Genomic DNA, 22,165 nt, shown 5'->3' on the forward strand with positions numbered 1-22,165 from the left:
AACCTGATGGCCTTCATGGACCTTTCAACGATCGCGGTGTAGCATCGCGGCCGATGAAAGCCATTCTCAATCGCGATTTCCTCGCGCTGATCCTGAGCGTCGCGGTCGTCGGCCTCGGCACCGGCGCCACGCTGCCGCTCACGGCACTTGCACTGACCGAAGCCGGACACGGCACCAACGTCGTCGGCATGCTGACGGCCGCGCAGGCCCTCGGCGGCCTCGCGATCGTCCCGTTCGTCACCGCGCTCGCGCGGCATATCGGCGCGCGCCGCGCGATCGTCGCGTCGGTCGTGCTGCTCGCGGCCGCCACCGCGCTGATGCAGTTCACGTCGAACCTGGTCCTGTGGGGCGTGCTGCGCGTGCTGTGCGGCGCCGCGCTGATGCTGCTGTTCACGATCGGCGAGGCGTGGGTCAACCAGCTCGCCGACGATTCGACGCGCGGCCGCGTCGTCGCGATCTACGCGACCAATTTCACGCTGTTCCAGATGGCGGGCCCCGTGCTCGTCAGCCAGATCGCCGGCGCGACGAGCATCCGCTTCGCGCTGTGCGGCGCGCTGTTCCTGCTCGCGCTGCCGACGCTCGCGACGATCCGCCGTGCGCCGCTCGCCGGCGACGACGCGCATCACGACGCGCACGGCCGCTGGCTCGACGTGCTGCCGCGCATGCCCGCGCTGATCATCGGCACCGGCTTCTTCGCGCTGTTCGATACGCTCGCGCTGTCGCTGCTGCCGCTCTACGCGATGGATCACGGCGTCGCGAGCGCGACCGCCGTGCTGCTCGCGTCGATCATGCTGTTCGGCGATACCGCGATGCAGTTCCCGATCGGCTGGCTCGCGGACAAGCTCGGCCGCGAACGCGTGCATCTCGGCGCCGGCTGGATCGTGCTCGCGGGCCTGCCGCTGCTGCCGTTCGTGATCGCGAACCCGTGGCTGTGCTGGCCGCTGCTGTTCGTCCTCGGCGCGGCGGCCGGCAGCATCTATACGCTGTCGCTCGTCGCGTGCGGCGAGCGTTTCCGCGGCGCGGCGCTCGTCACCGCGAGCTCGCTCGTGTCGGCGTCGTGGAGCGCCGCGAGCTTCGGCGGCCCGCTGGTTGCGGGCGCGTTGATGGAGCAACTGGGCAGCAACGCGCTGATCGGCGTGCTGGTCGCCTGCGTCGCCGCGTTCGTCGTGGCCGCATTGTGGGAACGGCGCGCGGCGGTGCAACGCGCGGTCTGATGCAGATTGGCGTTGGCGTTGGCGTTGGCGTTGGCGTTGGCGTTGGCGCGCAACATCATGCGTCGATACGCGTCGGCCCGCTCGCACCCATCCTCCGGTCAACGAAAAACGGTCCGCGCAATGCGGACCGTCCCGTCATTCCGTACTAGCGTGGCCGGCCTGCGCGTGACTTCCCGCGCTGCGGTCCGTCAAGCACGCCGCGCCGGCAAAATCTTGCCCGCACACGTGCCGAAGCCGACGCGATAGCCGTCGCCCTGGCACCAGCCGGCGAGCGTCAGCTCGTCGCCGTCCTCGATGAACGTGCGGCTGCCGCCGCCGTTCAGCGCGACCGGCTCCTTGCCGTTCCACGTCAGTTCGAGCAGGCTGCCGAACGAATCCTTGGTCGGCCCGCTGATCGTGCCCGAACCCATCAGGTCGCCCACGCGGGTGTTGCAGCCGGCCACCGTGTGATGCGCCAACTGCTGCGCCATCGTCCAGTACATGTGCTTGAAGTTCGTTCGGCAGATCGACGTCGCTTCGGCTGCCCCCTCGGCCCGTAGCGTCACCTCCAACGCGATGTCGAACGCATGCTTGCCCGCATGCTGCAGATACGCGAGCGGTTGCGGCGACTGCTTCGGCTGCGCGACGCGGAACGGTTCGAGCGCGTCGAGCGTGACGATCCACGGCGAGATCGTCGTCGCGAAGCCCTTCGAGTTGAACGGGCCGAGCGGCACGTACTCCCACTGCTGGATGTCGCGCGCGCTCCAGTCGTTCAGCAGCACCATCCCGAAGATATGCGCTTCCGCGTCCTCGCACGCGATCGGCTCGCCGAGCGCGGTGCCTTTCCCGACGATGAAGCCCGTCTCCAGTTCGATGTCGAGCTTGCGGCATGCGCCGAACACCGGGCGCTCCTGGTCGGGCAGCTTCAGTTGCCCGTTCGGGCGCCGCACCGGCGTGCCGCTCACGACCACCGACGACGCGCGGCCGTTGTAGCCGATCGGCATCTCCGACCAGTTCGGCAGCAGCGCATTCTTCGGATCGCGGAACATCGAGCCGACGTTGGTCGCGTGCTCCTTCGACGAATAGAAATCGGTGTAGCCGGGAATCTCGACCGGCAGATGCAGCGTCGCGTCGTGCTGTGCGACGAGCACCTGCGCGCGCAGCGCCGCATCGTCACGCAGCGTCGCGTTGTCGCGCGAGAACAGCGCCGACAGTTGCACACGCACGCTGCGCCACGTGTCGCGGCCGAGCGCGATGAACGCGTTGAGCGTCGGCGCGGCGAATGCATCGGCGCCGGCCGGCAGCGTCACGAGGCCCGCACGCGCGAGCGCCGCAAGGTCGGCAATCTGGTCGCCCAGCGCGACGCCGGCACGGCGCGCCGGTTGCTTCGCATCGCTGAAGATCCCGAACGGCAGGTTCTGGATCGGGAAATCGCAGGCGGGATCGTTCGCGGTCTCGACCCAGCTCTTGCGAGCCGGGTCGAGCGTCGCGCGCCAGTCTTGGGTATCGCTCACTTTTGCTCCGGATTGAAGTGTTTCTTGATGCCTTGCCAGCATTCGAAGTAATCGGCCTGCAGCTGCGCGGTGTCGAGCGCGTAGCGCGTCGGCCGGATCAGCGTGCGAGTTTCGAACATGAACGCCATCGTCGCGTCGACCTTGTGCGGCTTCGTCGTATCGCTCGCGGACGCCTTCTCGAACGTGTCCGCATCGGGCCCGTGGCCCGACATGCAGTTGTGCAGGCTCGCGCCGCCCGGCACGAAGCCCTCGGCCTTCGCGTCGTACGCGCCGTGCACGAGCCCCATGAATTCGCTCGCGACGTTGCGGTGGAACCACGGCGGGCGGAACGTATCCTCGGCCGCGAGCCAGCGCGGCGGGAAGATCACGAAGTCGATCGTGTCGACGCCCGGCGTGTCGCTCTGCGCCTGCAGCACGAGGAAGATCGACGGATCGGGATGGTCGAAGCTGATCGAGCCGATCGTGTTGAACAGACGCAGGTCGTATTTATACGGTGCGTAGTTGCCGTGCCATGCGACGACGTCGAGCGGCGAATGGCCGATGTCCGCGCGCCAGAGGCGCCCGTTCAGCTTCGCGATCAGCTCGAACGCACCTTCGCGGTCTTCGTAGGCGGCCTGCGGCGTCAGGAAATCGCGCGGGTTCGCGAGCCCGTTCGAGCCGATCGGGCCGAGATCCGGCAGGCGCAGCAGCGCGCCGAAGTTCTCGCAGATATAGCCGCGCGCGTCGCCGTCCGGCAGCGCGACGGCAAAACGCACGCCGCGCGGAATCACCGCGATCTCGAACGGCTCGACGTCGAGCCGGCCCAATTCGGTCGCGATGAACAGGCGCCCCTGCTGCGGCACGATCAGCAGTTCGCCGTCCGCGCTGTAGAAGAAGCGGTCCTGCATCGAGCGGTTCGCCGCATACACGTGGATCGCGCAGCCGTTCATCGCGGCGGCCGAGCCGTTGCCGGCCATCGTCACGAGGCCGTCGACGAAATCGGTCGGCTCGACCGGCATCGGCAGCGGATCCCAGCGCAACTGGTTGGGCGGCGTCGGCGGCACGTCGGCCGAATCGGCGAAATCCGACACGAGCCGCTGCGGGCCCGCATACGGCTCGAACGGCCGGTGCACGGCGGCCGGGCGGATCCGGTACAGCCACGAGCGGCGGTTGTGGCCGCGCGGTGCGGTAAACGCGGTGCCCGACAACTGCTCCGCGTACAGCCCGTACGGCGCGCGCTGCGGCGAGTTGCGGCCGTGCGGCAGCGCGCCGGGCAGCGCCTCGGTCGCGAATTCGTTCGCGAAACCGCTCAGGTAGCCGGCGGTCGCCGGTTTCGACAGGTCAAGCGTCATCGTTTCCTTTCTCCATCAATTCAGGGCGGTGTTCGGCGCCTGCGCGCCGCTGCGCCGCGTGACGCCCGCCAGGCCCAGCACGAACAGCGCCGAGCACAGCACGGGCACCGCGGCCGCGTGGAACAGCGCGCCGTTCGACCAGTTGAGCGCAATCAATTGCCCGCCGACGAGCGGCCCGAGCACCGAGCCGATCCGGCCGATGCCGAGGCTCCAGCCGATACCGGTCGAGCGCAGCGACGTCGGGTAATACTGGCCCGCGAGCGCGTTCACGGCCGGCTGCCCGCCGACTACGCAGAACCCGCCCGCGAACACGACCACCAGCAGCCACGGCAGCGCATGCGCGACCGAGCCGATCAGCCCCACCGACACGGCCGCGCACACGAAGCACGCGAACAGCACGCGCACGAAACCATGACGTTCGATGAACCAGCCGAGCGACAGCGTGCCGATCACGCCGCCCGTCTGCAGCACGGTGCCGACGATCACCGCCGTGCTCGGCGAATAACCGGCGTCGCGCATCACGGTCGGCAGCCAGTTCGACAGGAAGTACAGGTCGATCAGATTCATGAAGCTGATGGCCCACAGCAGCAACGTGACCGGCAGTCGGCCATGGCGGAACAGCTCGGCGACCGGCGCGCCGCTCGCGGCACGCTCGCGCACGACGAGCCGCGTATTCGCATCGATGCCGGCTTGCGGCGCGAACCGCGCGAGCCAGTCGCGCGCCTGCGCGACGCGCCCTTTCAGCACCAGGAACTGCAGCGACTCGGGCAGCCGCGCGAGCATCGCGATCGTCAGCACGAGCGGCACCGCGCCGCCGACGAAGAACACCGAACGCCAGCCGAGCGCCGGAATCAGCGCCGCGCTGATGAAGCCGCCGACCGCCGCGCCGAGCGTGAAGCCGCACGACACGATCATCATCCGCTTCACGCGATGCGCGGCCGGGCTGAACTCGCCGACCAGCGCCATCGCGTTCGGCATGATGCAGCCGAGGCCGAGGCCGGTGACGAAGCGCAGCGCCATCAGCACGGGGATCGAGCTCGCGAACGGCGTCGCGAGCATCGTCGCCGCGAAGAACAGCGTCGAGCCGATCAGCACCGGGCGCCGGCCGATCCGGTCGGCCAGCACCGACAGCCCGAGCGCGCCGAGCAGCATCCCGAACAGGCTCGCGCTGAACACCGGCCCGAGCGCCTGCTTCGGCACGCCCCATTCGGCGATCACGCTCGGTGCGACGTAGCCCATCGCCTGCGCATCGAAGCCGTCGATCACGAGGCATAGCCCACACAGCATCAGCAGCATCCAGTGAAAACCCGGGCGATGGGTCTCGTCGATCACGCGCTCGACTTCGAGCACGCGCGCGTCGGCCGGCGCCGCGCTCATTGCGCGACCTCGGCGGCCGGATGCACGGGCGGCGTCACGCCCTGGCGCGCGAGCGCCATCGCTTCGCGCAGCACGTCGGCGTCGCCGACCTGGTTCGCGAGCAACAGGATCAGCTTCGCGTTGACGAGCTGGCTGTCGGCATCCGACAGGTCGCGATGCATGTCGATCAGCGCTTCGTAGAACGCATCGGGGTCGGCCAGGCGCGGGCGGGTATCGAGTGGGGGCATGACGGTGTCTCCGGTGTCTTTGTCGTATCAGCGGGCGCAGGTCGCGCGCGCCAGTGCGTCGGCAATCGCCTGACGGTCGAGCGTGCGCGTGCGTGCGCAGACGTGCTGGTCGGGGCGCAACAGGTAGAACGTGCCGGGCTGCGCGTCGTAGCGCCGCGCGGCGAGCCCGTCGACGTCCTCCACGACGTCGACGCCGGCCACCGGCTGCGCGTGCCCGGCCGGCACGACGAGCACGGGACGCACCGGCAGCGCGAGACCGCCGACGGCCTGCGCGAGCGCCGCCGCGTCGCCCGGCAAGCCGAACAGCACGCCGGTGAAGCCGCCGCGCAGATGCTGCAGCAGCCAGCCCGGCGCGCCCTGCACGCGCACCGGCGCATCGGCCGCCGCCGCGCCCGGCCGCATCGCGCACGCGAATGCGTCGCCGCCGCGGTCCGGCGTGTTGAGCGGCGAATCGGCGAGCACGGCCGGCACCGACAGGCGCCCGCTGTTCACCAGCTTGCGCGCGAACTCGCAGTCGCGCGCAAGCTTCAGCGTCGCATCACGAAACACGCGCGACACCGCGCTCTTCGGCGTGATGAAGTCGGTCGAGCGCGTCGAGTGGCGGATGTTCTCGTCGGCCGCAAACTCGCGCTCGCTCGCATACGTATCGAGCAGGCTGTCGGCGGAATGGCCGTCGAGCACCAGCTTCAGCTTCCACGCGAGGTTGTCCGCGTCCTGCACGCCGCTGTTCGCGCCGCGCGCGCCGAACGGCGACACGCCGTGCGCGGAATCGCCCGCGAACAGCACGCGGCCGTGACGGAACGTGTCCATCCGCTGGCAGCGGAACGTATAAACGCTCACCCACTCGAGCTCGAACTCGACGTCCGGCCCGAGCAGCGCGCGCACGCGCGGGATCACGCGCTCCGGCTGCTTCTCGGCGACGGGATCGGCATCCCAGCCGAGCTGGAAGTCGATGCGCCACACGTTGTCGGGCTGGCGGTGCAGCAGCACCGACTGGTTGCGGTGAAACGGCGGATCGAACCAGAACCAGCGCTCGGTCGGAAACTCCGCCTTCATCTTCACGTCGGCGATCAGAAAGCGGTCCTTGAACGTGCGGCCACGGCTTTCCAGGCCCATCATCGTGCGCATCGGGCTGCGCGAGCCGTCGGCCGCGATCACATACTGCGCGCGCAGCGTCGCGACGCCGTCCGGCGTCTCGACCGTCAGCACCGCGTGTTCGGCCGACTGCTCGATACCCGTCACCTTGTGCCTCCAGCGGATGTCGATGTTCGGCAGCTCGAGCGCGCGATCGGCCAGATAGCCTTCGACGTAGTACTGCTGCAGGTTGATGAACGCGGGGCGCGCATGCCCTTCCTCGGGCAGCAGGTCGAACGCGTAAAGCTGCTCGTCCTGCAGGAACACCTTGCCGACGTGCCAGCTCACGCCCTTGTCGACGAAGCGCTCGCCGCAGCCGAGCCGGTCGAAGATCTCGAGCGTGCGCTTCGCGAAGCAGATCGCGCGCGAGCCGGTCGACAGCGTGTCGTCGTCGTCGAGCAGCACGACGGGCACGCCCTGCTGCGCGAGGTCGATCGCGGCCGCGAGGCCCACCGGGCCCGCGCCGACGACGATCACCGGGTGGACGGCCGCGTCGTGCGCGCGGGCGCGGTACTCGAACTTCAGCGTCTGGTAATCGATGCTCATGGTCGCCATCCGCTCCTCAACCGCGCCGTGCGCGCACCGCCGCGCCCGTCGTCCCGCCCCTCTCCTGCCGGCGCGCCTGCCCGCCTGTCCTGTCAACCGCCACGTCTCGCTCCTTGCTTCCTGTTGATTCGTGAACGGCGCCGTTTCGCGGCGCCCGCATGCCGCATTGCTTGATCGGCGGCACATTCTGGATTTACGAATAGTAAAACCAATTACGAATAGTGAAATAAACGTAAACCCTAGGCATCGACGCGGGGACGGGATAACCATATGAGCGAAACGCCAAGCCGAGCGCGGCGCGCACTGCTAATATCAAGTCAACGAGGCGGCCCTTTCGGCCGCCATTTTTCCTTCTCACGCCGATGATTCCGCCTACCATCCCCGAGCTGGTCGCCCGTGCCGGGCAACTGCCGTATCTGCGGGAACACCTCGCGCTTGCCGAGGGCGGCACCGCGTGCGCGAATCTGCCCGAGCGCACGCTCGCCAGCGCGTACGAGCCGATCTACGACGTGACGATGCCCGGCTCGCCGCAATCGACGTCGTTCGCCGACGCGATCGAGCGCTACGGCGACGAGCTCGGCTTCCAGGCCGTCACGCTCGTCACGGGCGCGCAGCACGATCCGGTCGACGCGGCCGTCGACGACCAGACGCTGGTCGCGATCGACCGCCTGTCGCGCGCGCTGCACGCGATCAATTTCTTCGGGGCGCAGCGTCACGGGCTGCTGTTCCTGCGCGTGCACGAGCGGCTGCTCAAGAGCGTGAAATACGACCACGGCAAGCATTTCTCGTCGGTGCTGCAGCGCTTCGGGCTGCCGCCCGAGCGGATCGTGATCGAGTTGCCGGCGGTCGCGGTCGCCCACAAGACGTTCCTCGGCTACCTGACGCGCAGCTACCAGCATCACGGGTTCAAGGTCGCGGACAAGCTGCCGGACCCGGGCCGCATCCTCGCGGTCGAATCCGACATGGCGCGCCCCGACTACATCAAGATGGATGCGGGCATCGCGTTGCGCGACGGGATGGTCAAGGCGCTCGTCGCCTACGCACAGCGCGTGCGCATTCCGCTCATCTTCGACGGCGTCGTCGACGAGACGCAGTGCGAGCTGCTGCGCCAGCACGACGTGCGGTTCATGCAGGGGCCGGTGTTCGCGAAGGTCGTGACGGCCTGAGGGATCGGCGGGGAAGGCGCGCGGGAGCGGCGCACCGGACGGCGGACGCCGGTCGGTTCCTGGTTCGTTCATGCAGCGAAGCCGAACGCGCTTGCGCGCGCTCGACGCCGGTGCAGCGACCGACACCGATGTGGCGCCTATTCTGGTCCGCCGTCGGTGTACTTCGGTAGATCGTCGTCGATCTCGATGCCGGGGAAACGATCCCCGTACCAGACATGCCACGCCGGACGCAGCCGCGACGGTTCGTCGAGCGTCGCGGAATTGATCTCGACCGTCTGCGGCGCGTCGGAGCGCCGGTATTCGAGCTGCGCGCCGCAACGGCCGCAGAAGCGCCGCTCGCCCCACGCGCTCGATGCATAGACGGTCGGTTCGCCCTGCAAGTATTCGAATGCGCCGATCGGCACCGATGCCGACGCAACGACCGCCGCGCCGGTCGTGCGCTGGCAGAGCCGGCAGTGGCAAAAGCCCGCGTCGGCGGGAACGTCGGCGATACGGTAGCGGATCGCGCCGCACGCGCATCCGCCTTCCATCGGTTCGGAGTGCGCCATTGCAAACCTCGTCGTCGGGAAGCACGCGAACGATGATGAGCGCGGTTCTCCCGTCGCGCAATACGCAACGGCGCCGCGCCGCCTCCGCGCCCCACGCCCCACGCCCTACGCCCTACGCCCTACGCCGACCCAGCGCGAACCAACCGGTTGCCGCGCGACGGCAACGCCCGCGCGCTTGCTCAGACCGTCTGCCCGAGCCGCTGCGCGAGCGCCTTCAGTCGCGGTCCGACCTGCGTGCGAAACACGTCCTCGTCCATCGACGACGCGGGGCCGCTGCAGCTCAGGATCAGCCAGCGCCCCTCGCGCGGCTCGCGAAACGGCACGGCCGCCGCGTTCACGTCCATGTGCCACGCGCGGAACGAATAACAGCAACCGCCCGTCGAGAACTCGGCCACCGCCCGCTGCGCGGCCTCGACGAGCGCATCGGCGTCGGCCGCGCCGCCGGCCGCGCGGTGCAGTTCGGCATAGAGCGCGCGGCGCGCGTCCTCCGGCTGCACGGCCAGGTACGCGCGCCCCATCGAGCTCGTCAGCATCGACAGCCGCGAACCGGGCGCGAGCCCGAGCGTCAACGCGGTCTCGCTGCGGATCGTCTCCAGGTAGATCATGTCGAGCCCGTCGCGGCAGCCGAGCGACACGGCCGCGCCGATCTCGCGCGCCAGCGCCTGCATGTGCGGCCGCGCGAGATCGATCGTCCCCGAGCCCGACAGCAGCGCGTAGCCGAGCGACAGCACGCCGGCGTCCAGCGCATACTTTCCGAGCGTCTCGTCGTAGCGCAGATAGCCGAGCACCGTCAGCGTATAGGCGAGCCGGTTCACCGTCGCCTTCGGCAGGCCCGTGCGCTCCGCGAAATCGCGATTGCCCAGCATCGTCTCGCCGGGCCGGAAGGCGCGCAGCAGGTCGAGCCCGCGCGCGAGCGCGACGACGAACTTGCGCTCGTCGATCGGGGTGTCGTCGATGGTTGAAAGTGTCATCCGGTGCTACACTGGGTTCGGTTTGCAAAACATTGTTCCGCACAGCGGAACGCAAGTCAAGCGAACTTCACGCATCAGCCCGGAGCAAGCGCCGAAGCACTCTCTGCCCGACCGAAAAAGCACGGGTGTGGAGTCTCGCCGAGGCGCCCGCTCCGACCGACCGCAAAGATGGGGCCGAGTAAGCACCACTCGGCCCGACCGCGAAGCATGGGGCCCGAGTAAGCGCTGAAGCGCCAACTCTGGCCGACAGGAGATGAGACGATGAGTGCTGCAACTTTTCATTGGGACGATCCGCTGCTGCTCGACCAGCAACTGACCGAAGAAGAGCGAATGGTCCGCGATGCCGCGCAGGCGTACGCACAGGACAAGCTCGCGCCGCGCGTCACCGAAGCGTTCCGCCACGAACGCACCGACGCGGCCATCTTTCGCGAGATGGGCGAAGTCGGCCTGCTCGGCCCGACGATTCCCGAGGAATACGGCGGCCCCGGCCTCAACTATGTGAGCTACGGATTGATCGCGCGCGAAGTCGAGCGCGTCGATTCGGGCTACCGGTCGATGATGTCCGTGCAGTCGTCGCTCGTGATGGTGCCGATCCACGAATTCGGCTCCGACGCGCAGAAGCAGAAATACCTGCCGAAGCTCGCGACCGGCGAATGGATCGGCTGCTTCGGCCTGACCGAGCCGAACCACGGCTCCGATCCGGGCAGCATGGTCACGCGCGCGAAGAAGGTGCAGGGCGGCTACTCGCTGTCCGGCGCGAAGATGTGGATCACCAACTCGCCGATCGCCGACGTGTTCGTCGTGTGGGCGAAGCTGGAAGAAAACGGCAAGGACACGATCCGCGGCTTCATCCTCGAGAAGGGCTGGAAGGGCCTGTCGGCGCCCGCGATCCACGGCAAGGTCGGGCTGCGCGCATCGATCACCGGCGAGATCGTCCTCGACGAAGTGTTCGTACCCGAAGAGAACCTGATGCCGAACGTGAGCGGCCTGCGTGGCCCGTTCACCTGCCTGAACTCGGCGCGCTACGGGATCGCGTGGGGCGCGCTGGGCGCCGCCGAGTCGTGCTGGCACACTGCGCGCCAGTACGTGCTCGACCGCCGGCAGTTCGGCCGGCCGCTCGCCGCGAACCAGTTGATTCAGAAGAAGCTCGCCGACATGCAGACCGAAATCACGCTCGGCCTGCAAGGCGTGCTGCGCCTCGGCCGGATGAAGGACGAAGGCACAGCCGCCGTCGAGATCACGTCGATCATGAAGCGCAATTCGTGCGGCAAGGCGCTCGACATCGCCCGCCTCGCGCGCGACATGCTCGGCGGCAACGGCATCTCCGACGAATTCGGCGTCGCGCGCCACCTCGTGAACCTCGAAGTGGTCAACACGTACGAAGGCACGCACGACATCCACGCGCTGATCCTCGGCCGCGCGCAAACGGGTATCCAGGCATTCTTCTGACGATCCGGCCATGACGCACGCGGCAGCGATGCCGCGCACGCGCCCGCCGCCAAGCAAGAGGCCCGCCCGGCATCGCTGCCGGGCGGGCCTCTCGTCATCGGAGCCGCGGCTGCGAGCCGCCGATGCTTACTTGTTCGGCTGCGGCGTCAGGCGCAGATACGGACGCACCGCGTTGAAGCCCTTCGGGAAGCGCTTCTTCAGCTCTTCCGGATCCTGCAGCGACGGCACGATCACGACGTCGTCGCCGTCCTTCCAGTTGCCGGGCGTTGCGACCTTGTAATTGTCGGTCAGTTGCAACGAATCGATCACGCGCAGCACTTCGTCGAAGTTGCGCCCCGTGCTGGCCGGATAGGTGATCGTGAGCCGCACCTTCTTGTTCGGGTCGATCACGAACAGCGAACGCACCGTCAGCGTTTCGTTCGCGTTCGGGTGAATCATGTCGTACAGCTGCGATACCTTGCGATCCGCGTCGGCGATGATCGGGAAACCCACGACCGTCGACTGCGTTTCGTTGATGTCGTTGATCCAGCCCTTGTGCGATTCGACGCCGTCGACCGACAGCGCGATCACCTTCACGTTGCGTTTCTCGAATTCGCCCTTCAGCTTCGAGGTCAGCCCGAGTTCGGTCGTGCACACCGGCGTGTAGTCGGCCGGATGGGAGAACAGGACACCCCAGCTGTTGCCGAGCCACTCGTGAAACTTGATGGTGCCCAGGCTCGATTCCTGCTCGAAATCCGGTGCGATGTCGCCAAGACGCAGACTCATGATGTTCCCTCCTCGAACGATGCTGGTTGAAACCGCGCGCCGGACAGCGCGGGGCAGTCCATCAGCTTACGGGAAGCAATGGGCCGTGCGAACGATTATTCCGTTTGATATTCATACTTTTTTGTCATTTTTACCCGGCGGCGTCGCGGGGCGGAGGGCCGCGAGGGAAACTTTTCAATCCTTTGCGGCTCTGTTCATGATTACAAGTCGTTTACCATGCAGCCTTGCGCTGCCGCCGTGTGTCTTCCCGGCTCGCCAGCAGGCAGGGGTTTCGCTACGATGTGAACCTGCAGCATGACAGCACGAAGGGAGTTGCAATGTCGGAAATCAACAAGGAGAAACTGATGTCGGATATCAAAACCGTTCTCTCGGACGCCGAAGACCTGCTCAAGCAAGCGGCGAGCAGCACGGGCGACCGTGCGGCCGAGCTGCGCGAGAAGGCCATGTCTCGCCTGAAGCAGGCCAAGGAAAAGGCGGCCGACGTCCAGGTCGTGGTGGTCGAGAAAGGCAAGAAGGCCGCGCGCGCGACCGACGACTACGTGCACGAGCATCCGTGGACGTCGATCGGCGTGGCCGCCGGCGTCGGCGTGCTGATCGGCCTGCTGATCAACCGCAAGTAACGCGCTTGGCGCCGTTTCGTCCCGCAGGCCGCGTCGCGCGGCCCGCGGGCGTCGAAGCCAGCCGGCTGCGCCGGCCGGCTTTGTCCTAGCTGCTCACTGCACGCGCAAGCACCTCATCCATGACGACAGACACCCCCTCGCAGCCGTCCGGTCAAGGACCGCTGCGCCGCCTCGTCGGCTCCGCCATCGGCCTTCTGCAGACGCGCCTCGAACTGGTGGGCATCGAGCTCGCCGAGGAGAAGGAGCGCCTGATGGGCGTGCTGTTCCTCGGACTCGCCGCGATGATGCTCGCGACGATGGCGCTCATCAGCCTGACCGTGCTGGTCGCGATCGCGTTCTGGGATACCTACCGCTGGCAGGCGCTCGCCGCGATCACCGCGCTGTATGCCGTTGGCGGCATCGTGTGCGCGCTGAAGGCCCGCTCGGGCCTGCGCGACGCGCCGACCGTATTCGAGGCGACGCTCGCCGAACTCGAGAAAGACCGCGAGCTGTTCCGCGGCAAGTCGTGAACGCCCTCGCGCTCATCCCTCCCACCTATCTCGCCGACGCGCCATGAGCCAGAACATCACGGGCAATTCATCCCGCTCCCATTCGTCGCGATCGAACTGGAGCGCATCGCAACACCGCGCGCTCCGCAAGGAATTGCTGATCCTGCGATCCGAAGTCGAGCGGCTCGAACTCGCGGAAGCCGCCGCCGAAATGCGTCAGGCCGTCACGCGATTCAGCTGGCTCAAGGTGTTCATTCCCGGCCTGTCCTCCCACAAGTTCGGCCAATCGGCCAAGAACCTGAACGCAAGCCTTGGCCAGCTCGTCAACCAGTATCCGATGCTGAGCTCGCTCGCGTCGCTCGTGCTGGCGAAGCCCATTCGCTCGCTGCTGCGCGCGAGTGCAGGCCCCGCGTTGAAGTGGGGCACGCTCGGCTTCGCCGCATGGGAGGTGTATCGGATTTGGAAGCAGTCCCGCGACGAGCGCGGGCTCGACGCACACGGCGACTGACTGTCGGCATCCCGCGCGCACGGCCATGGGCCGCTGCGCGCCTTCCTTGCGAACTCAGCACACCCAGCAGACAGCGCCCGGTTCGTCGGCGCCATCGTTTCTTGCATTGCCTTTCGTCCCGGCCGAGCGCAGCGTGAAAGTGCCGCATGCAACGTCATGCGTTGGACCGGTGTCAGGCGGTATCGCTGCCTATTCATAGCTCACCGGCGAATCGTCGCCGCCGGCCGCCCGAACGTTATTCAATACACGGCATGCCAGTCCGGCGGCGCCTGCGCGAGCATGCCGCGGGGGGAACCGTCGGCTATGGTGGGCGACATAGCGACCATCAGCTCGACGAACGGGAATCCGCCCAGTCGTTGCACGACATTCTTCAGGGGTTAAGCGTCCCGTTCCATCGCAATCGTCCTCCGCCGCGGTGATGCGACGACTGTAGCGGCGCGTGCAAGCACGCACCATTTGCCGAACAGCCGATCGACTGGCGACATGCGATCACGACCGACACAATCGGCGCGAATTGAACCAACGGAGCAGACGATGAACGAACGCAGCGCGTCAGCGCTTACGTGGGGTCTTGGCAGGAGAGGCGCGACGGAACTCTTCGATCACGTCGGCAAATTCGGAAACGTCCTCGAACTGGCGATACACCGATGCGAAGCGCACATAGGCGATCGTATCGAGGCCGCGTAACTCGTTCATCACGAGTTCGCCCAGCTTCTCGCTACGCACTTCGCGCTCGCCAGTCGCGAGCAGTTGATATTCGATACGGGCGACCGCCGCGTCGATCGCGTCGGCGGCAACCGGCCGCTTTCGCAGCGCGAGTTGCATGCTGGCGACGATCTTGCGACGGTCGAACTCCGTGCGGCTGCCGTCCTTCTTCACGACGAACGGCAGGGACAACTCGACCCGCTCGTACGTCGTGAAACGCTTGTCGCAAGCCGAGCAGCGACGGCGCCGCCGAATCGCGGCGCCATCTTCGGACACGCGCGAGTCAACGACCTGCGTGTCGTCATGCCGGCAGAACGGGCAGCGCATCGGCGATCAGCGGTAGACCGGGAAACGCTTGGTCAGCTCGGCGACCTGCGCGCGTACGCGCTCGATCGTCGCTGCGTCTTCCGGGTTCTCCAGCACGTCGGCAATCAGGTTGCCCACCTGCTCGGCTTGCGCCGGCCCGAAGCCACGCGTCGTCATCGCCGGCGAACCGAGACGGATGCCGCTCGTCACGAACGGCTTTTCCGGGTCGTTCGGGATCGCGTTCTTGTTCACCGTGATGTGCGCCGCGCCGAGCGCCGCTTCCGCTGCCTTGCCCGTGATGTTCTTCGCGCGCAGGTCGACCAGCATCACGTGGCTTTCCGTACGGCCCGATACGATGCGCAGGCCGCGCTTCACCAGCGTTTCGGCCAGTACACGCGCGTTCTCGACGACCTTCTGCTGATATTCCTTGAACTCCGGCGACAGCGCTTCCTTGAACGCCACGGCCTTTGCCGCGATCACATGCATCAGCGGGCCGCCCTGGATCCCCGGGAAGATCGCCGAGTTGATCGGCTTCTCGTACTCGGCCTTCATCAGGATCACGCCGCCGCGCGGGCCGCGCAGGCTCTTGTGCGTCGTCGTCGTCACGAAATCCGCGTGCGGCACCGGGTTCGGGTACACGCCCGCCGCGATCAGGCCTGCGTAGTGCGCCATGTCGACCATCAGGTACGCGCCCACCGACTTCGCGATCTTCGCCAGACGCTCGAAATCGATCTTCAGCGCAAATGCCGACGCGCCCGCGACGATCAGCTTCGGCTTGTGTTCCTGCGCGAGCTGCTCGGCCGCTTCATAGTCGATGTCTTCGTTTTCGTTCAGGCCGTAGCTCACCACGTTGAACCACTTGCCCGACATGTTCACCGGCGAGCCGTGCGTCAGGTGGCCGCCATGCGCGAGGCTCATGCCCATGATCGTGTCGCCCGGCTTGAGCATCGCGAAGAACACGCCCTGGTTCGCCTGCGAACCGGAGTTCGGCTGCACGTTCGCCGCTTCCGCGCCGAACAGTTGCTTCACACGGTCGATCGCCAGCTGCTCGACCACGTCGACGTACTCGCAGCCGCCGTAGTAACGCTTGCCCGGATACCCTTCCGCGTACTTGTTCGTGAGCTGCGAGCCTTGCGCGGCCATCACGGCCGGGCTCGTGTAGTTTTCCGACGCGATCAGCTCGATGTGATCTTCCTGGCGGCGGTTTTCCTGCTCGATCGCTGCAAAGATTTCGGGATCGACGTTCGCGATGGTGCTTTGGGCTCTGTCAAACATACGGTTTCCGTTAAGTGTGTACAGGTTGACCGAAGTGGCCAAGTACGGTGCGCTGCTGGCGAGACCAGCTCGACGTGGCGGAAGAATCCGTATGACGCGAGGCAGGACAGCCACCGGCGATGCACGCGACGGCGCACAACGGCTGCCCAGGCGAACGGCAAAAACAGCGCCCCGCGCTTCACGGTGGGATGCTCCACCTTGAACCCGAAGGGTTCTATCGCCAGTCACGCAGGGGTGATGAGCGCATTAGTGTATTGGATGCGTCATGAATAGGCAACCGCACGGCGGGGCGCCCGAATCAATTGGGGCCAGGTTTTACGCGCCCGTGCCGAAACGCTTCGTCGCCTTGCCGCGGTGCGGCATTCTCAGTAGGCTTGCGGGATTCCCCCCGCTATCACGTCACCGACCAGGAGCAGCAATGATCGTGTTCGTCACAGGCGCGTCCGCCGGTTTCGGCGCCGCCATCTCCCGTGCCTTCGTCAAGGGAGGCCACCGCGTGGTCGCGACCGCGCGCCGCAAGGATCGTCTCGATGCGCTCGCCGCCGAGCTCGGCGATGCCCTTCTGCCGCTCGAGCTCGACGTGCGCGACCGCGCGGCCGTCGAAGCCGTGCCGGCCGCCCTTCCCGCCGAATTCGCGGCGCTCGACGTGCTCGTCAACAACGCCGGCCTCGCGCTTGGCGTCGAGCCGGCCCATAAGGCCAGCCTCGATGAATGGCAGACCATGATCGACACGAACTGCTCGGGCCTCGTGACCGTCACGCATGCGCTGCTGCCCGGCATGATCGAGCGCGGCCGCGGCCATATCTTCAACCTCGGTTCGGTTGCCGGCACCTATCCGTATCCGGGCGGGAACGTATACGGCGCAACCAAGGCTTTCGTCCGACAATTCAGCCTGAACCTGCGCGCCGACCTGATCGGCACGCCGTTGCGCGTGACCGACATCGAGCCGGGCCTGTGCGGCGGCACGGAATTCTCGAACGTCCGCTTCCGCGGCGACGACGTGAAGGCAGCGAACGTGTACCAGAACGTCCAGCCGCTCACGTCCGAGGACATCGCCGACACGATCTACTGGATCGCGACGCGCCCGGCGCACGTGAACATCAATACGATCGAGATGATGCCGGTCGCCCAGGCGCCGGCCGGCCTCGCGATCCATCGCGGCTGACGCATCGCGCACCGCCGCGGCGGCCTCCGGCTGGCCCGCGGCGTGCCGCGTCGCACTACATTCCGTTACGAAACCGTTACGAATCCGGTTCCTGCGTTCCGGTAGAATGCGCGCCATGACTCAGCCCACCCGCTCCCCGGAAGCGCCGTCCGGCTTTACCTGGCCGGTGCGCGTGTACTACGAGGATACCGATGCAGGCGGCATCGTCTTCTATGCCAACTACCTGAAGTTCTTCGAGCGCGCCCGCACCGAGTGGCTTCGCGCATGCGGCGTCGACCAGCGCCGGCTCGCCGACGATACCGGCGCGATCTTCATCGTGCGCAGCACGTCGCTCGACTACCGCGCGCCGGCACGACTCGACGACACGCTGACGATCACGAGCCGGCCCGGACGCATCGGCCGCGCGTCGGTGGAATTCGCGCAGGAAGCCTGGTGTGGCGACACGCTGCTCGTGGCCGGGCACATCCGCCTCGGCTGCGTCGACCGTCACGGCATCCGGCCCGCGGCCATCCCGCCGGCCGTGCTCGACGCGCTGCAACGCGGGCCCGTCATCGACGCCGCCGGGCAGCCAGATCTGTCAACGAAGCTCGCATGAGCGCCGTTTAGACACAGCCTATGAACTTGCCGTTCTGATTCGATACTAAGCAAGGTTCGGCGTCAGGCATGGCCGGCGCGCCGCGCCGCACGCACGCCGGACGCCCTTGCCGGGCACTCCCGAAGGGACGTTACTCAAACCTCTATGAATACTGCTCAAGACCTGTCGATCATTTCCCTCGTCCTCAATGCGAGCGTGCTGGCCCAGGCCGTGATGGGACTGCTGCTGCTGCTGTCGCTGATGTCGTGGACCTTCATCTTCCGCAAGTGGTTCGCGATCCGCCGCGCGCGCGCGCAAACCGAACGCTTCGAGAAGGATTTCTGGTCGGGCGGCGACCTGCAGGCGCTGTACCAGAGCGCAGCCAACAACCGCCATACGATCGGCGCGCTCGAGCGGATCTTCGAATCGGGGATGCGCGAATTCCTCAAGGCGAAGGAAAAACGCCTCAGCGATCCGGGCCTCGTGCTCGACGGTGCGCGCCGCGCGATGCGTGCGTCGTTCCAGCGTGAAATGGACGTGCTCGAAGCCAACCTCGCATTCCTCGCGTCGGTCGGCTCGGTCAGCCCGTACATCGGTCTGTTCGGCACGGTCTGGGGGATCATGAACTCGTTCCGCGGCCTCGCGAACGTGCAGCAGGCCACGCTCGCGAACGTCGCGCCCGGTATCGCCGAAGCGCTCGTCGCCACCGCGATCGGCCTGTTCGCCGCAATTCCGGCGGTGGTCGCGTACAACCGCTACGCGCACGACATCGACCGCCTCGCGATCCGCTTCGAGACCTTCATCGAAGAGTTCTCGAACATCCTGCAGCGTCAGGCCCAGTAAGGAGCGCGCCATGGCAGGAAGCCCCATCCGATCCAGCATGCGCGGCGGCCGCTCGCGCCGCGCGATGGCCGACATCAACGTCGTGCCGTACATCGACGTGATGCTGGTGCTGCTCGTGATCTTCATGGTCACCGCACCGCTCGTCGCGCCGTCGATCATCAACCTGCCGACCGTCGGCAACGCCGCGCCGCAGGAGCAGACGCCGCCCGTCGTCGTCAACATCAAGGCCGACCGCACGATGAGCGTCAAGTACAAGGGCGACTCGGGCGCGACCCAGGAAGACACGATGACGAAGGCCGAGCTCGACAGCTTCATCTCGGCCCGGCAGGCCGATCACCCTGACCAGCCGGTCGTGATCGCAGCCGACAAGACGGTGCAGTACGATGCCGTCATGACCGTGATGTCCGATCTGAAGGCGCGCGGCGTCAAGCGCGTCGGCCTCCTCGTCAAATCGCAATGAACCGGCAGCAATCCACGCGCAGATCCGCGTACCCGCTCCAGCCTCCCCGCGAGCGTGGGACGTGGCGCGCGTTCGCGCTCGCCGCGCTGATGCACGTGCTGCTCGCGCTGTTCCTCTATCACGGCGTGCAGTGGCAGAACAGCACGCCGGCCGGCGCCGAAGCCGAGCTGTGGACCGAAGTGCCCGACGTCCCCGCGCCGCGGCCCGTCGTCACGCCCACGCCGCCCGCGAAGGTCGCGCCCCCTGCTCCGGTGCGCGACGAACAGGCCGACATCGCGCTGCAGCAGAAGAAGCGTCAGCAGGAAGCGGCCGCGCGCGAAGCGCAGCTCGAGCAGCAACGCCGCGCGCAGCAACTGAAGGCTCAGCAGGAAGAGGAAGCGCGCCGCGCACAGCTCGCCGCGCAACAGGCCGCCGCGCTCGCCGCCCAGAAAGCCGCGGAACGCGACAAACAGAAGCAGGCCGAGAAACTCAAGCAACAGCAGCTCGCCGAGCAGCAGAAGCTCGAACAGCAGAAACTCCAGCAGCAAAAGCAGGCTCAGCTCGAAGCGCAGCAGGCGGCGAAGGCGAAGGCCGACGCAGCCGCGAAGGCAAAGGCGGAAGCGCAGGCCAAGGCGAAGGCCGAAGCCGCGGCGCGCGCGAAGGCCAATGCGGCGGCGAACGCGAAGCTCGACCGCGAGCGCAGTGCGCGCCTCGCGCAGCTGCAGGGGCTGTCCGGCGCCGGCGAAGGCGGCGGCGAAGGCCTCGCGAAAAGCGGCACGGGCACGGGCTCCGGCGGCAATGCCGCGACGCCCGGCTATGCCGACAAGGTGCGCCGCCGCGTCAAGCCGAACATCGTTTGGGGCGGCGAGCGGGCAGGCCTGACCACCGTCGTCAAGATTCGGTGCACGCCGTCCGGTGACGTATTGAGCGCATCGGTCTCCCGCTCGAGCGGGAATTCGGGGTGGGATCAAGCCGTGGTCAATGCGATCCACGCATCGGTCCCGTTGCCGCCCGATTCTAACGGTCGTACTCCGTCTGACATTACGATCACCTTCAAGGCGGCGGAGTGAAACGAAATGCGCTTACACTCCGGGCGTCGCTGTCAGATGGGAACGAATCGGGTATTTTTACTGTCTCTGCCGTTGCGCAGCGATCCAAGCCATACGGGAAGCAAGAAGCATGAGTTTGATGACAAAGCTAGGTTTCAGGGCACTCGTGGCCTCGTGTCTGATTACGGCCGGCAGCGCCGCTAACGCCCAGGTCAACGTGCTGATCACCGGTGTCGGGTCGACCCAGTTCCCCATCGCCACCGCGAACTTCACGAACGAGGCGAACCTGCCGCAGCAGGTCACGTCGATCGTGCGCGCCGACCTCGCCCGCAGCGGCAAATTCACCAACATCGACGCCGGCAGCACGCCCGTGCCCGAGACCGCATCGGTCGATCTCGGCGCATGGAAGGCCAAGGGCGCGAATGCGTTCGTGGCCGGCAGCGTGAACCGCGATGCAAACGGCCAGTACAAGGTCAACTTCATCCTGTACGACACCGTGAAGCAGCAAAGCCTCGGCGGCCTGTCGCTGACGGCCACCGACACCACGCTGCGCACCGCCGGCCACAAGGTCGCCGACTACATCTACCAGAAGCTGCTCGGCGTGCGCGGCGTCTTCGCCACGCGCCTGTCGTACGTGATCAAGACCGGCAACCGCTACCAGCTGCAGATTTCGGATTCGGACGGCCAGAACGCGCGCATCGCGCTGTCGAGCACCGAACCGATCATCTCGCCGGCCTGGTCGCCGAGCGGCACGAAGGTCGCGTACGTGTCGTTCGAGCGCAAGAAGCCGATCGTCTACATCCATGACCTCCCGACCGGCAAGCGTTACATGGTCTCCGATCAGAAGGGCAACAACAGCGCACCGGCGTGGTCGCCGGACAGCAACACGCTCGCAGTCGCACTGTCGCTGACGGGCAATACGCAAATCTACACGGTCAACGCGAACGGCGGCGGCCTGCGCCGTCTCACACAGAGCAGCTCGATCGATACCGAACCGTTCTACTCGCCGGACGGCCGCTGGATCTACTTCACGAGCGACCGTGGCGGTGCGCCGCAAATCTACCGGATGCCCGCACAGGGTGAAAGCGCCGGCGCCGCGCAGCGCGTGACCTTCACCGGCAGCTACAACACGAGCCCGCGCGTGAGCCCGGACGGCAAGCTGCTCGCTTATATCTCCCGCACGGGTGGGGGCTTCAAGCTGTACGTTCAGGATCTGCAGACCGGCGCGGCGAACGCCATCACGAATACCAATCGCGACGAATCGCCGAGCTTCGCGGCAAACGGCCAGTACCTTTTGTACGCGACCCAGTCGGGTGGTCGCAACGTTCTGGCTGCAGTGCCCTCCGACGGCAGCGCGCCGCCGCAGATCCTGTCCGTCCAGGGCGGCTCCGTTCGCGAGCCGTCGTGGGGGCCCTTCATGCAATGACCACAAGGAGAGTAACCATGATGTCGAATAAAGCTCGTCTGGCCCTGGCCGTGATGATGATCAGCGCGCTCGCAGCGTGCAAGTCGGGCGTGAAGCTCGACGACAAGGCAAACAACGCGGGCGCAGTCAGCACGCAACCGAGCGCCGACAACGTCGCGCAAGTGAACGTCGATCCGCTGAACGACCCGAACAGCCCGCTCGCGAAGCGCAGCATCTACTTCGACTTCGACAGCTATTCGGTGAAGGACGAGTACCAGCCGCTGATGCAGCAGCACGCTCAGTACCTGAAGAGCCACCCGCAACGCCACGTGCTGATCCAGGGCAACACCGACGAACGCGGCACGAGCGAGTACAACCTCGCGCTGGGCCAGAAGCGTGCGGAAGCCGTGCGCCGTGCGATGGCCCTGCTCGGCGTGAACGATTCGCAAATGGAAGCCGTGAGCCTCGGCAAGGAAAAGCCGCAGGCAACGGGTCACGACGAAGCATCGTGGGCGCAGAACCGTCGCGCCGACCTCGTCTACCAACAGTAAGTAACGGAAGAATCGC

General features: G+C 66.9%; 23 protein-coding genes and 1 riboswitch. Of the genes, 13 read left to right on the forward strand and 10 right to left on the reverse strand.

Annotated features, from left to right (window positions below):
* Positions 1–53 precede the first annotated feature (53 nt).
* Positions 54–1,214, forward strand: coding sequence for an MFS transporter (locus WT24_RS22595; RefSeq protein WP_060035913.1), 1,161 nt, complete (start codon positions 54–56; stop codon positions 1,212–1,214).
* Positions 1,215–1,402: 188 nt separating this feature from the next.
* Here the strand turns inward: WT24_RS22595 and fahA are convergent, their stop codons facing one another.
* The 5 genes from fahA to WT24_RS22620 are packed head-to-tail and all read right to left on the reverse strand — an operon-like array spanning position 1,403 to position 7,322.
* Positions 1,403–2,707 (reverse strand): fumarylacetoacetase, encoded by a 1,305-nt coding sequence (gene fahA, locus WT24_RS22600; protein WP_060035914.1) that lies wholly within the window; start codon positions 2,705–2,707, stop codon positions 1,403–1,405.
* Complete coding sequence (gene hmgA / locus WT24_RS22605; protein ID WP_059791726.1) at positions 2,704–4,038, reverse strand: homogentisate 1,2-dioxygenase; 1,335 nt, start codon at positions 4,036–4,038, stop codon at positions 2,704–2,706. The genes fahA and hmgA overlap by 4 nt, the downstream gene beginning before the upstream one ends.
* A gap of 15 nt (positions 4,039–4,053) precedes the next feature.
* On the reverse strand, positions 4,054–5,415 hold the full coding sequence (locus WT24_RS22610) for an MFS transporter (protein ID WP_060035915.1): 1,362 nt from the start codon (positions 5,413–5,415) through the stop codon (positions 4,054–4,056).
* Positions 5,412–5,642: a DUF2783 domain-containing protein gene (locus WT24_RS22615; RefSeq protein WP_034206533.1), complete on the reverse strand. Its 231-nt coding sequence runs from the start codon at positions 5,640–5,642 to the stop codon at positions 5,412–5,414. The genes WT24_RS22610 and WT24_RS22615 overlap by 4 nt, the downstream gene beginning before the upstream one ends.
* A 27-nt stretch (positions 5,643–5,669) precedes the next feature.
* The gene (locus WT24_RS22620; RefSeq protein WP_060035942.1) at positions 5,670–7,322 is read right to left on the reverse strand and encodes an FAD-dependent oxidoreductase; all 1,653 of its coding nucleotides are present in this window, start codon (positions 7,320–7,322) and stop codon (positions 5,670–5,672) included.
* A gap of 362 nt (positions 7,323–7,684) precedes the next feature.
* On the opposite strand from WT24_RS22620, the gene WT24_RS22625 reads away from it, so the two are divergent.
* The gene (locus WT24_RS22625) at positions 7,685–8,488 is read left to right on the forward strand and encodes an EAL domain-containing protein (protein ID WP_034206532.1); all 804 of its coding nucleotides are present in this window, start codon (positions 7,685–7,687) and stop codon (positions 8,486–8,488) included.
* 137 nt (positions 8,489–8,625) lie between these two features.
* Here the strand turns inward: WT24_RS22625 and WT24_RS22630 are convergent, their stop codons facing one another.
* Both WT24_RS22630 and WT24_RS22635 read right to left on the reverse strand, forming a co-directional pair.
* Complete coding sequence (locus WT24_RS22630; RefSeq protein ID WP_060035916.1) at positions 8,626–9,036, reverse strand: GFA family protein; 411 nt, start codon at positions 9,034–9,036, stop codon at positions 8,626–8,628.
* A gap of 179 nt (positions 9,037–9,215) precedes the next feature.
* Entirely contained in the window at positions 9,216–10,007 is a 792-nt protein-coding gene (locus WT24_RS22635; protein ID WP_059501081.1) for an IclR family transcriptional regulator, read from the reverse strand.
* A 261-nt stretch (positions 10,008–10,268) separates the two neighbouring features.
* Between WT24_RS22635 and WT24_RS22640 the strand changes: the two genes are divergently transcribed.
* Positions 10,269–11,456, forward strand: a complete 1,188-nt coding sequence (locus WT24_RS22640) for an acyl-CoA dehydrogenase (protein ID WP_060035917.1) — start codon at positions 10,269–10,271, stop codon at positions 11,454–11,456.
* Between the two features lie 126 nt (positions 11,457–11,582).
* On the opposite strand, the gene WT24_RS22645 is transcribed toward WT24_RS22640, so the two are convergent.
* The gene (locus WT24_RS22645; protein ID WP_006476788.1) at positions 11,583–12,221 is read right to left on the reverse strand and encodes a peroxiredoxin; all 639 of its coding nucleotides are present in this window, start codon (positions 12,219–12,221) and stop codon (positions 11,583–11,585) included.
* A 317-nt stretch (positions 12,222–12,538) separates the two neighbouring features.
* Between WT24_RS22645 and WT24_RS22650 the strand changes: the two genes are divergently transcribed.
* The 3 genes from WT24_RS22650 (at position 12,539) to WT24_RS22660 (ending at position 13,837) form a co-directional block, all read left to right on the forward strand.
* Positions 12,539–12,841 (forward strand): YqjD family protein, encoded by a 303-nt coding sequence (locus tag WT24_RS22650; protein ID WP_006494044.1) that lies wholly within the window; start codon positions 12,539–12,541, stop codon positions 12,839–12,841.
* Between the two features lie 119 nt (positions 12,842–12,960).
* Positions 12,961–13,350, forward strand: coding sequence for a phage holin family protein (locus WT24_RS22655; protein ID WP_034206528.1), 390 nt, complete (start codon positions 12,961–12,963; stop codon positions 13,348–13,350).
* 43 nt (positions 13,351–13,393) lie between these two features.
* Positions 13,394–13,837, forward strand: a complete 444-nt coding sequence (locus tag WT24_RS22660) for a DUF3318 domain-containing protein (protein ID WP_060035918.1) — start codon at positions 13,394–13,396, stop codon at positions 13,835–13,837.
* A gap of 552 nt (positions 13,838–14,389) precedes the next feature.
* Here WT24_RS22660 and nrdR read toward each other — a convergent pair.
* Together nrdR and glyA are read right to left on the reverse strand one after the other, a co-directional pair.
* Entirely contained in the window at positions 14,390–14,869 is a 480-nt protein-coding gene (nrdR, locus tag WT24_RS22665) for a transcriptional regulator NrdR (protein WP_050011738.1), read from the reverse strand.
* Positions 14,870–14,875: 6 nt separating this feature from the next.
* Positions 14,876–16,123 carry a serine hydroxymethyltransferase gene (gene glyA, locus WT24_RS22670; RefSeq protein WP_059791732.1) on the reverse strand — a complete coding sequence of 416 codons (1,248 nt, stop codon included), beginning with the start codon at positions 16,121–16,123 and terminating at the stop codon, positions 14,876–14,878.
* Positions 16,124–16,260: 137 nt separating this feature from the next.
* A riboswitch (ZMP/ZTP riboswitch) is annotated at positions 16,261–16,361 on the reverse strand.
* 180 nt (positions 16,362–16,541) lie between these two features.
* Between glyA and WT24_RS22675 the strand changes: the two genes are divergently transcribed.
* From WT24_RS22675 to pal, 7 genes are all read left to right on the forward strand, one after another.
* On the forward strand, positions 16,542–17,288 hold the full coding sequence (locus WT24_RS22675) for an SDR family NAD(P)-dependent oxidoreductase (RefSeq protein ID WP_060035919.1): 747 nt from the start codon (positions 16,542–16,544) through the stop codon (positions 17,286–17,288).
* Between the two features lie 106 nt (positions 17,289–17,394).
* Positions 17,395–17,883, forward strand: a complete 489-nt coding sequence (gene ybgC / locus WT24_RS22680; RefSeq protein ID WP_060035920.1) for a tol-pal system-associated acyl-CoA thioesterase — start codon at positions 17,395–17,397, stop codon at positions 17,881–17,883.
* 144 nt (positions 17,884–18,027) lie between these two features.
* Positions 18,028–18,705 (forward strand): protein TolQ, encoded by a 678-nt coding sequence (tolQ, locus tag WT24_RS22685; protein WP_027783647.1) that lies wholly within the window; start codon positions 18,028–18,030, stop codon positions 18,703–18,705.
* A 10-nt stretch (positions 18,706–18,715) separates the two neighbouring features.
* Positions 18,716–19,165: a protein TolR gene (gene tolR / locus WT24_RS22690; protein ID WP_006484943.1), complete on the forward strand. Its 450-nt coding sequence runs from the start codon at positions 18,716–18,718 to the stop codon at positions 19,163–19,165.
* On the forward strand, positions 19,162–20,214 hold the full coding sequence (tolA, locus tag WT24_RS22695) for a cell envelope integrity protein TolA (RefSeq protein ID WP_059779329.1): 1,053 nt from the start codon (positions 19,162–19,164) through the stop codon (positions 20,212–20,214). Before tolR ends, tolA begins: the two co-directional genes overlap by 4 nt.
* Positions 20,215–20,323: 109 nt before the next feature.
* Positions 20,324–21,619 carry a Tol-Pal system beta propeller repeat protein TolB gene (tolB, locus tag WT24_RS22700; RefSeq protein ID WP_060035921.1) on the forward strand — a complete coding sequence of 432 codons (1,296 nt, stop codon included), beginning with the start codon at positions 20,324–20,326 and terminating at the stop codon, positions 21,617–21,619.
* A 17-nt stretch (positions 21,620–21,636) separates the two neighbouring features.
* Positions 21,637–22,149, forward strand: a complete 513-nt coding sequence (pal, locus tag WT24_RS22705) for a peptidoglycan-associated lipoprotein Pal (RefSeq protein ID WP_006484980.1) — start codon at positions 21,637–21,639, stop codon at positions 22,147–22,149.
* Positions 22,150–22,165 lie beyond the last annotated feature (16 nt).

This window comes from Burkholderia sp. MSMB1078WGS (assembly GCF_001528895.1).
Classification (GTDB): domain Bacteria; phylum Pseudomonadota; class Gammaproteobacteria; order Burkholderiales; family Burkholderiaceae; genus Burkholderia.

Coding starts and splice junctions, on each gene's coding strand:
- WT24_RS22595 (WP_060035913.1), top strand. CDS start 54: ATGAAAGCCATTCTCAATCGCGATTTCCTCGCGCTGATCCTGAGCGTC.
- hmgA (WP_059791726.1), bottom strand. CDS start 4,038: ATGACGCTTGACCTGTCGAAACCGGCGACCGCCGGCTACCTGAGCGGT.
- WT24_RS22610 (WP_060035915.1), bottom strand. CDS start 5,415: ATGAGCGCGGCGCCGGCCGACGCGCGCGTGCTCGAAGTCGAGCGCGTG.
- WT24_RS22615 (WP_034206533.1), bottom strand. CDS start 5,642: ATGCCCCCACTCGATACCCGCCCGCGCCTGGCCGACCCCGATGCGTTC.
- WT24_RS22620 (WP_060035942.1), bottom strand. CDS start 7,322: ATGAGCATCGATTACCAGACGCTGAAGTTCGAGTACCGCGCCCGCGCG.
- WT24_RS22625 (WP_034206532.1), top strand. CDS start 7,685: ATGATTCCGCCTACCATCCCCGAGCTGGTCGCCCGTGCCGGGCAACTG.
- WT24_RS22630 (WP_060035916.1), bottom strand. CDS start 9,036: ATGGCGCACTCCGAACCGATGGAAGGCGGATGCGCGTGCGGCGCGATC.
- WT24_RS22635 (WP_059501081.1), bottom strand. CDS start 10,007: ATGACACTTTCAACCATCGACGACACCCCGATCGACGAGCGCAAGTTC.
- WT24_RS22640 (WP_060035917.1), top strand. CDS start 10,269: ATGAGTGCTGCAACTTTTCATTGGGACGATCCGCTGCTGCTCGACCAG.
- WT24_RS22645 (WP_006476788.1), bottom strand. CDS start 12,221: ATGAGTCTGCGTCTTGGCGACATCGCACCGGATTTCGAGCAGGAATCG.
- WT24_RS22650 (WP_006494044.1), top strand. CDS start 12,539: ATGTCGGAAATCAACAAGGAGAAACTGATGTCGGATATCAAAACCGTT.
- WT24_RS22655 (WP_034206528.1), top strand. CDS start 12,961: ATGACGACAGACACCCCCTCGCAGCCGTCCGGTCAAGGACCGCTGCGC.
- WT24_RS22660 (WP_060035918.1), top strand. CDS start 13,394: ATGAGCCAGAACATCACGGGCAATTCATCCCGCTCCCATTCGTCGCGA.
- nrdR (WP_050011738.1), bottom strand. CDS start 14,869: ATGCGCTGCCCGTTCTGCCGGCATGACGACACGCAGGTCGTTGACTCG.
- glyA (WP_059791732.1), bottom strand. CDS start 16,123: ATGTTTGACAGAGCCCAAAGCACCATCGCGAACGTCGATCCCGAAATC.
- WT24_RS22675 (WP_060035919.1), top strand. CDS start 16,542: ATGATCGTGTTCGTCACAGGCGCGTCCGCCGGTTTCGGCGCCGCCATC.
- ybgC (WP_060035920.1), top strand. CDS start 17,395: ATGCGCGCCATGACTCAGCCCACCCGCTCCCCGGAAGCGCCGTCCGGC.
- tolQ (WP_027783647.1), top strand. CDS start 18,028: ATGAATACTGCTCAAGACCTGTCGATCATTTCCCTCGTCCTCAATGCG.
- tolR (WP_006484943.1), top strand. CDS start 18,716: ATGGCAGGAAGCCCCATCCGATCCAGCATGCGCGGCGGCCGCTCGCGC.
- tolA (WP_059779329.1), top strand. CDS start 19,162: ATGAACCGGCAGCAATCCACGCGCAGATCCGCGTACCCGCTCCAGCCT.
- tolB (WP_060035921.1), top strand. CDS start 20,324: ATGAGTTTGATGACAAAGCTAGGTTTCAGGGCACTCGTGGCCTCGTGT.
- pal (WP_006484980.1), top strand. CDS start 21,637: ATGATGTCGAATAAAGCTCGTCTGGCCCTGGCCGTGATGATGATCAGC.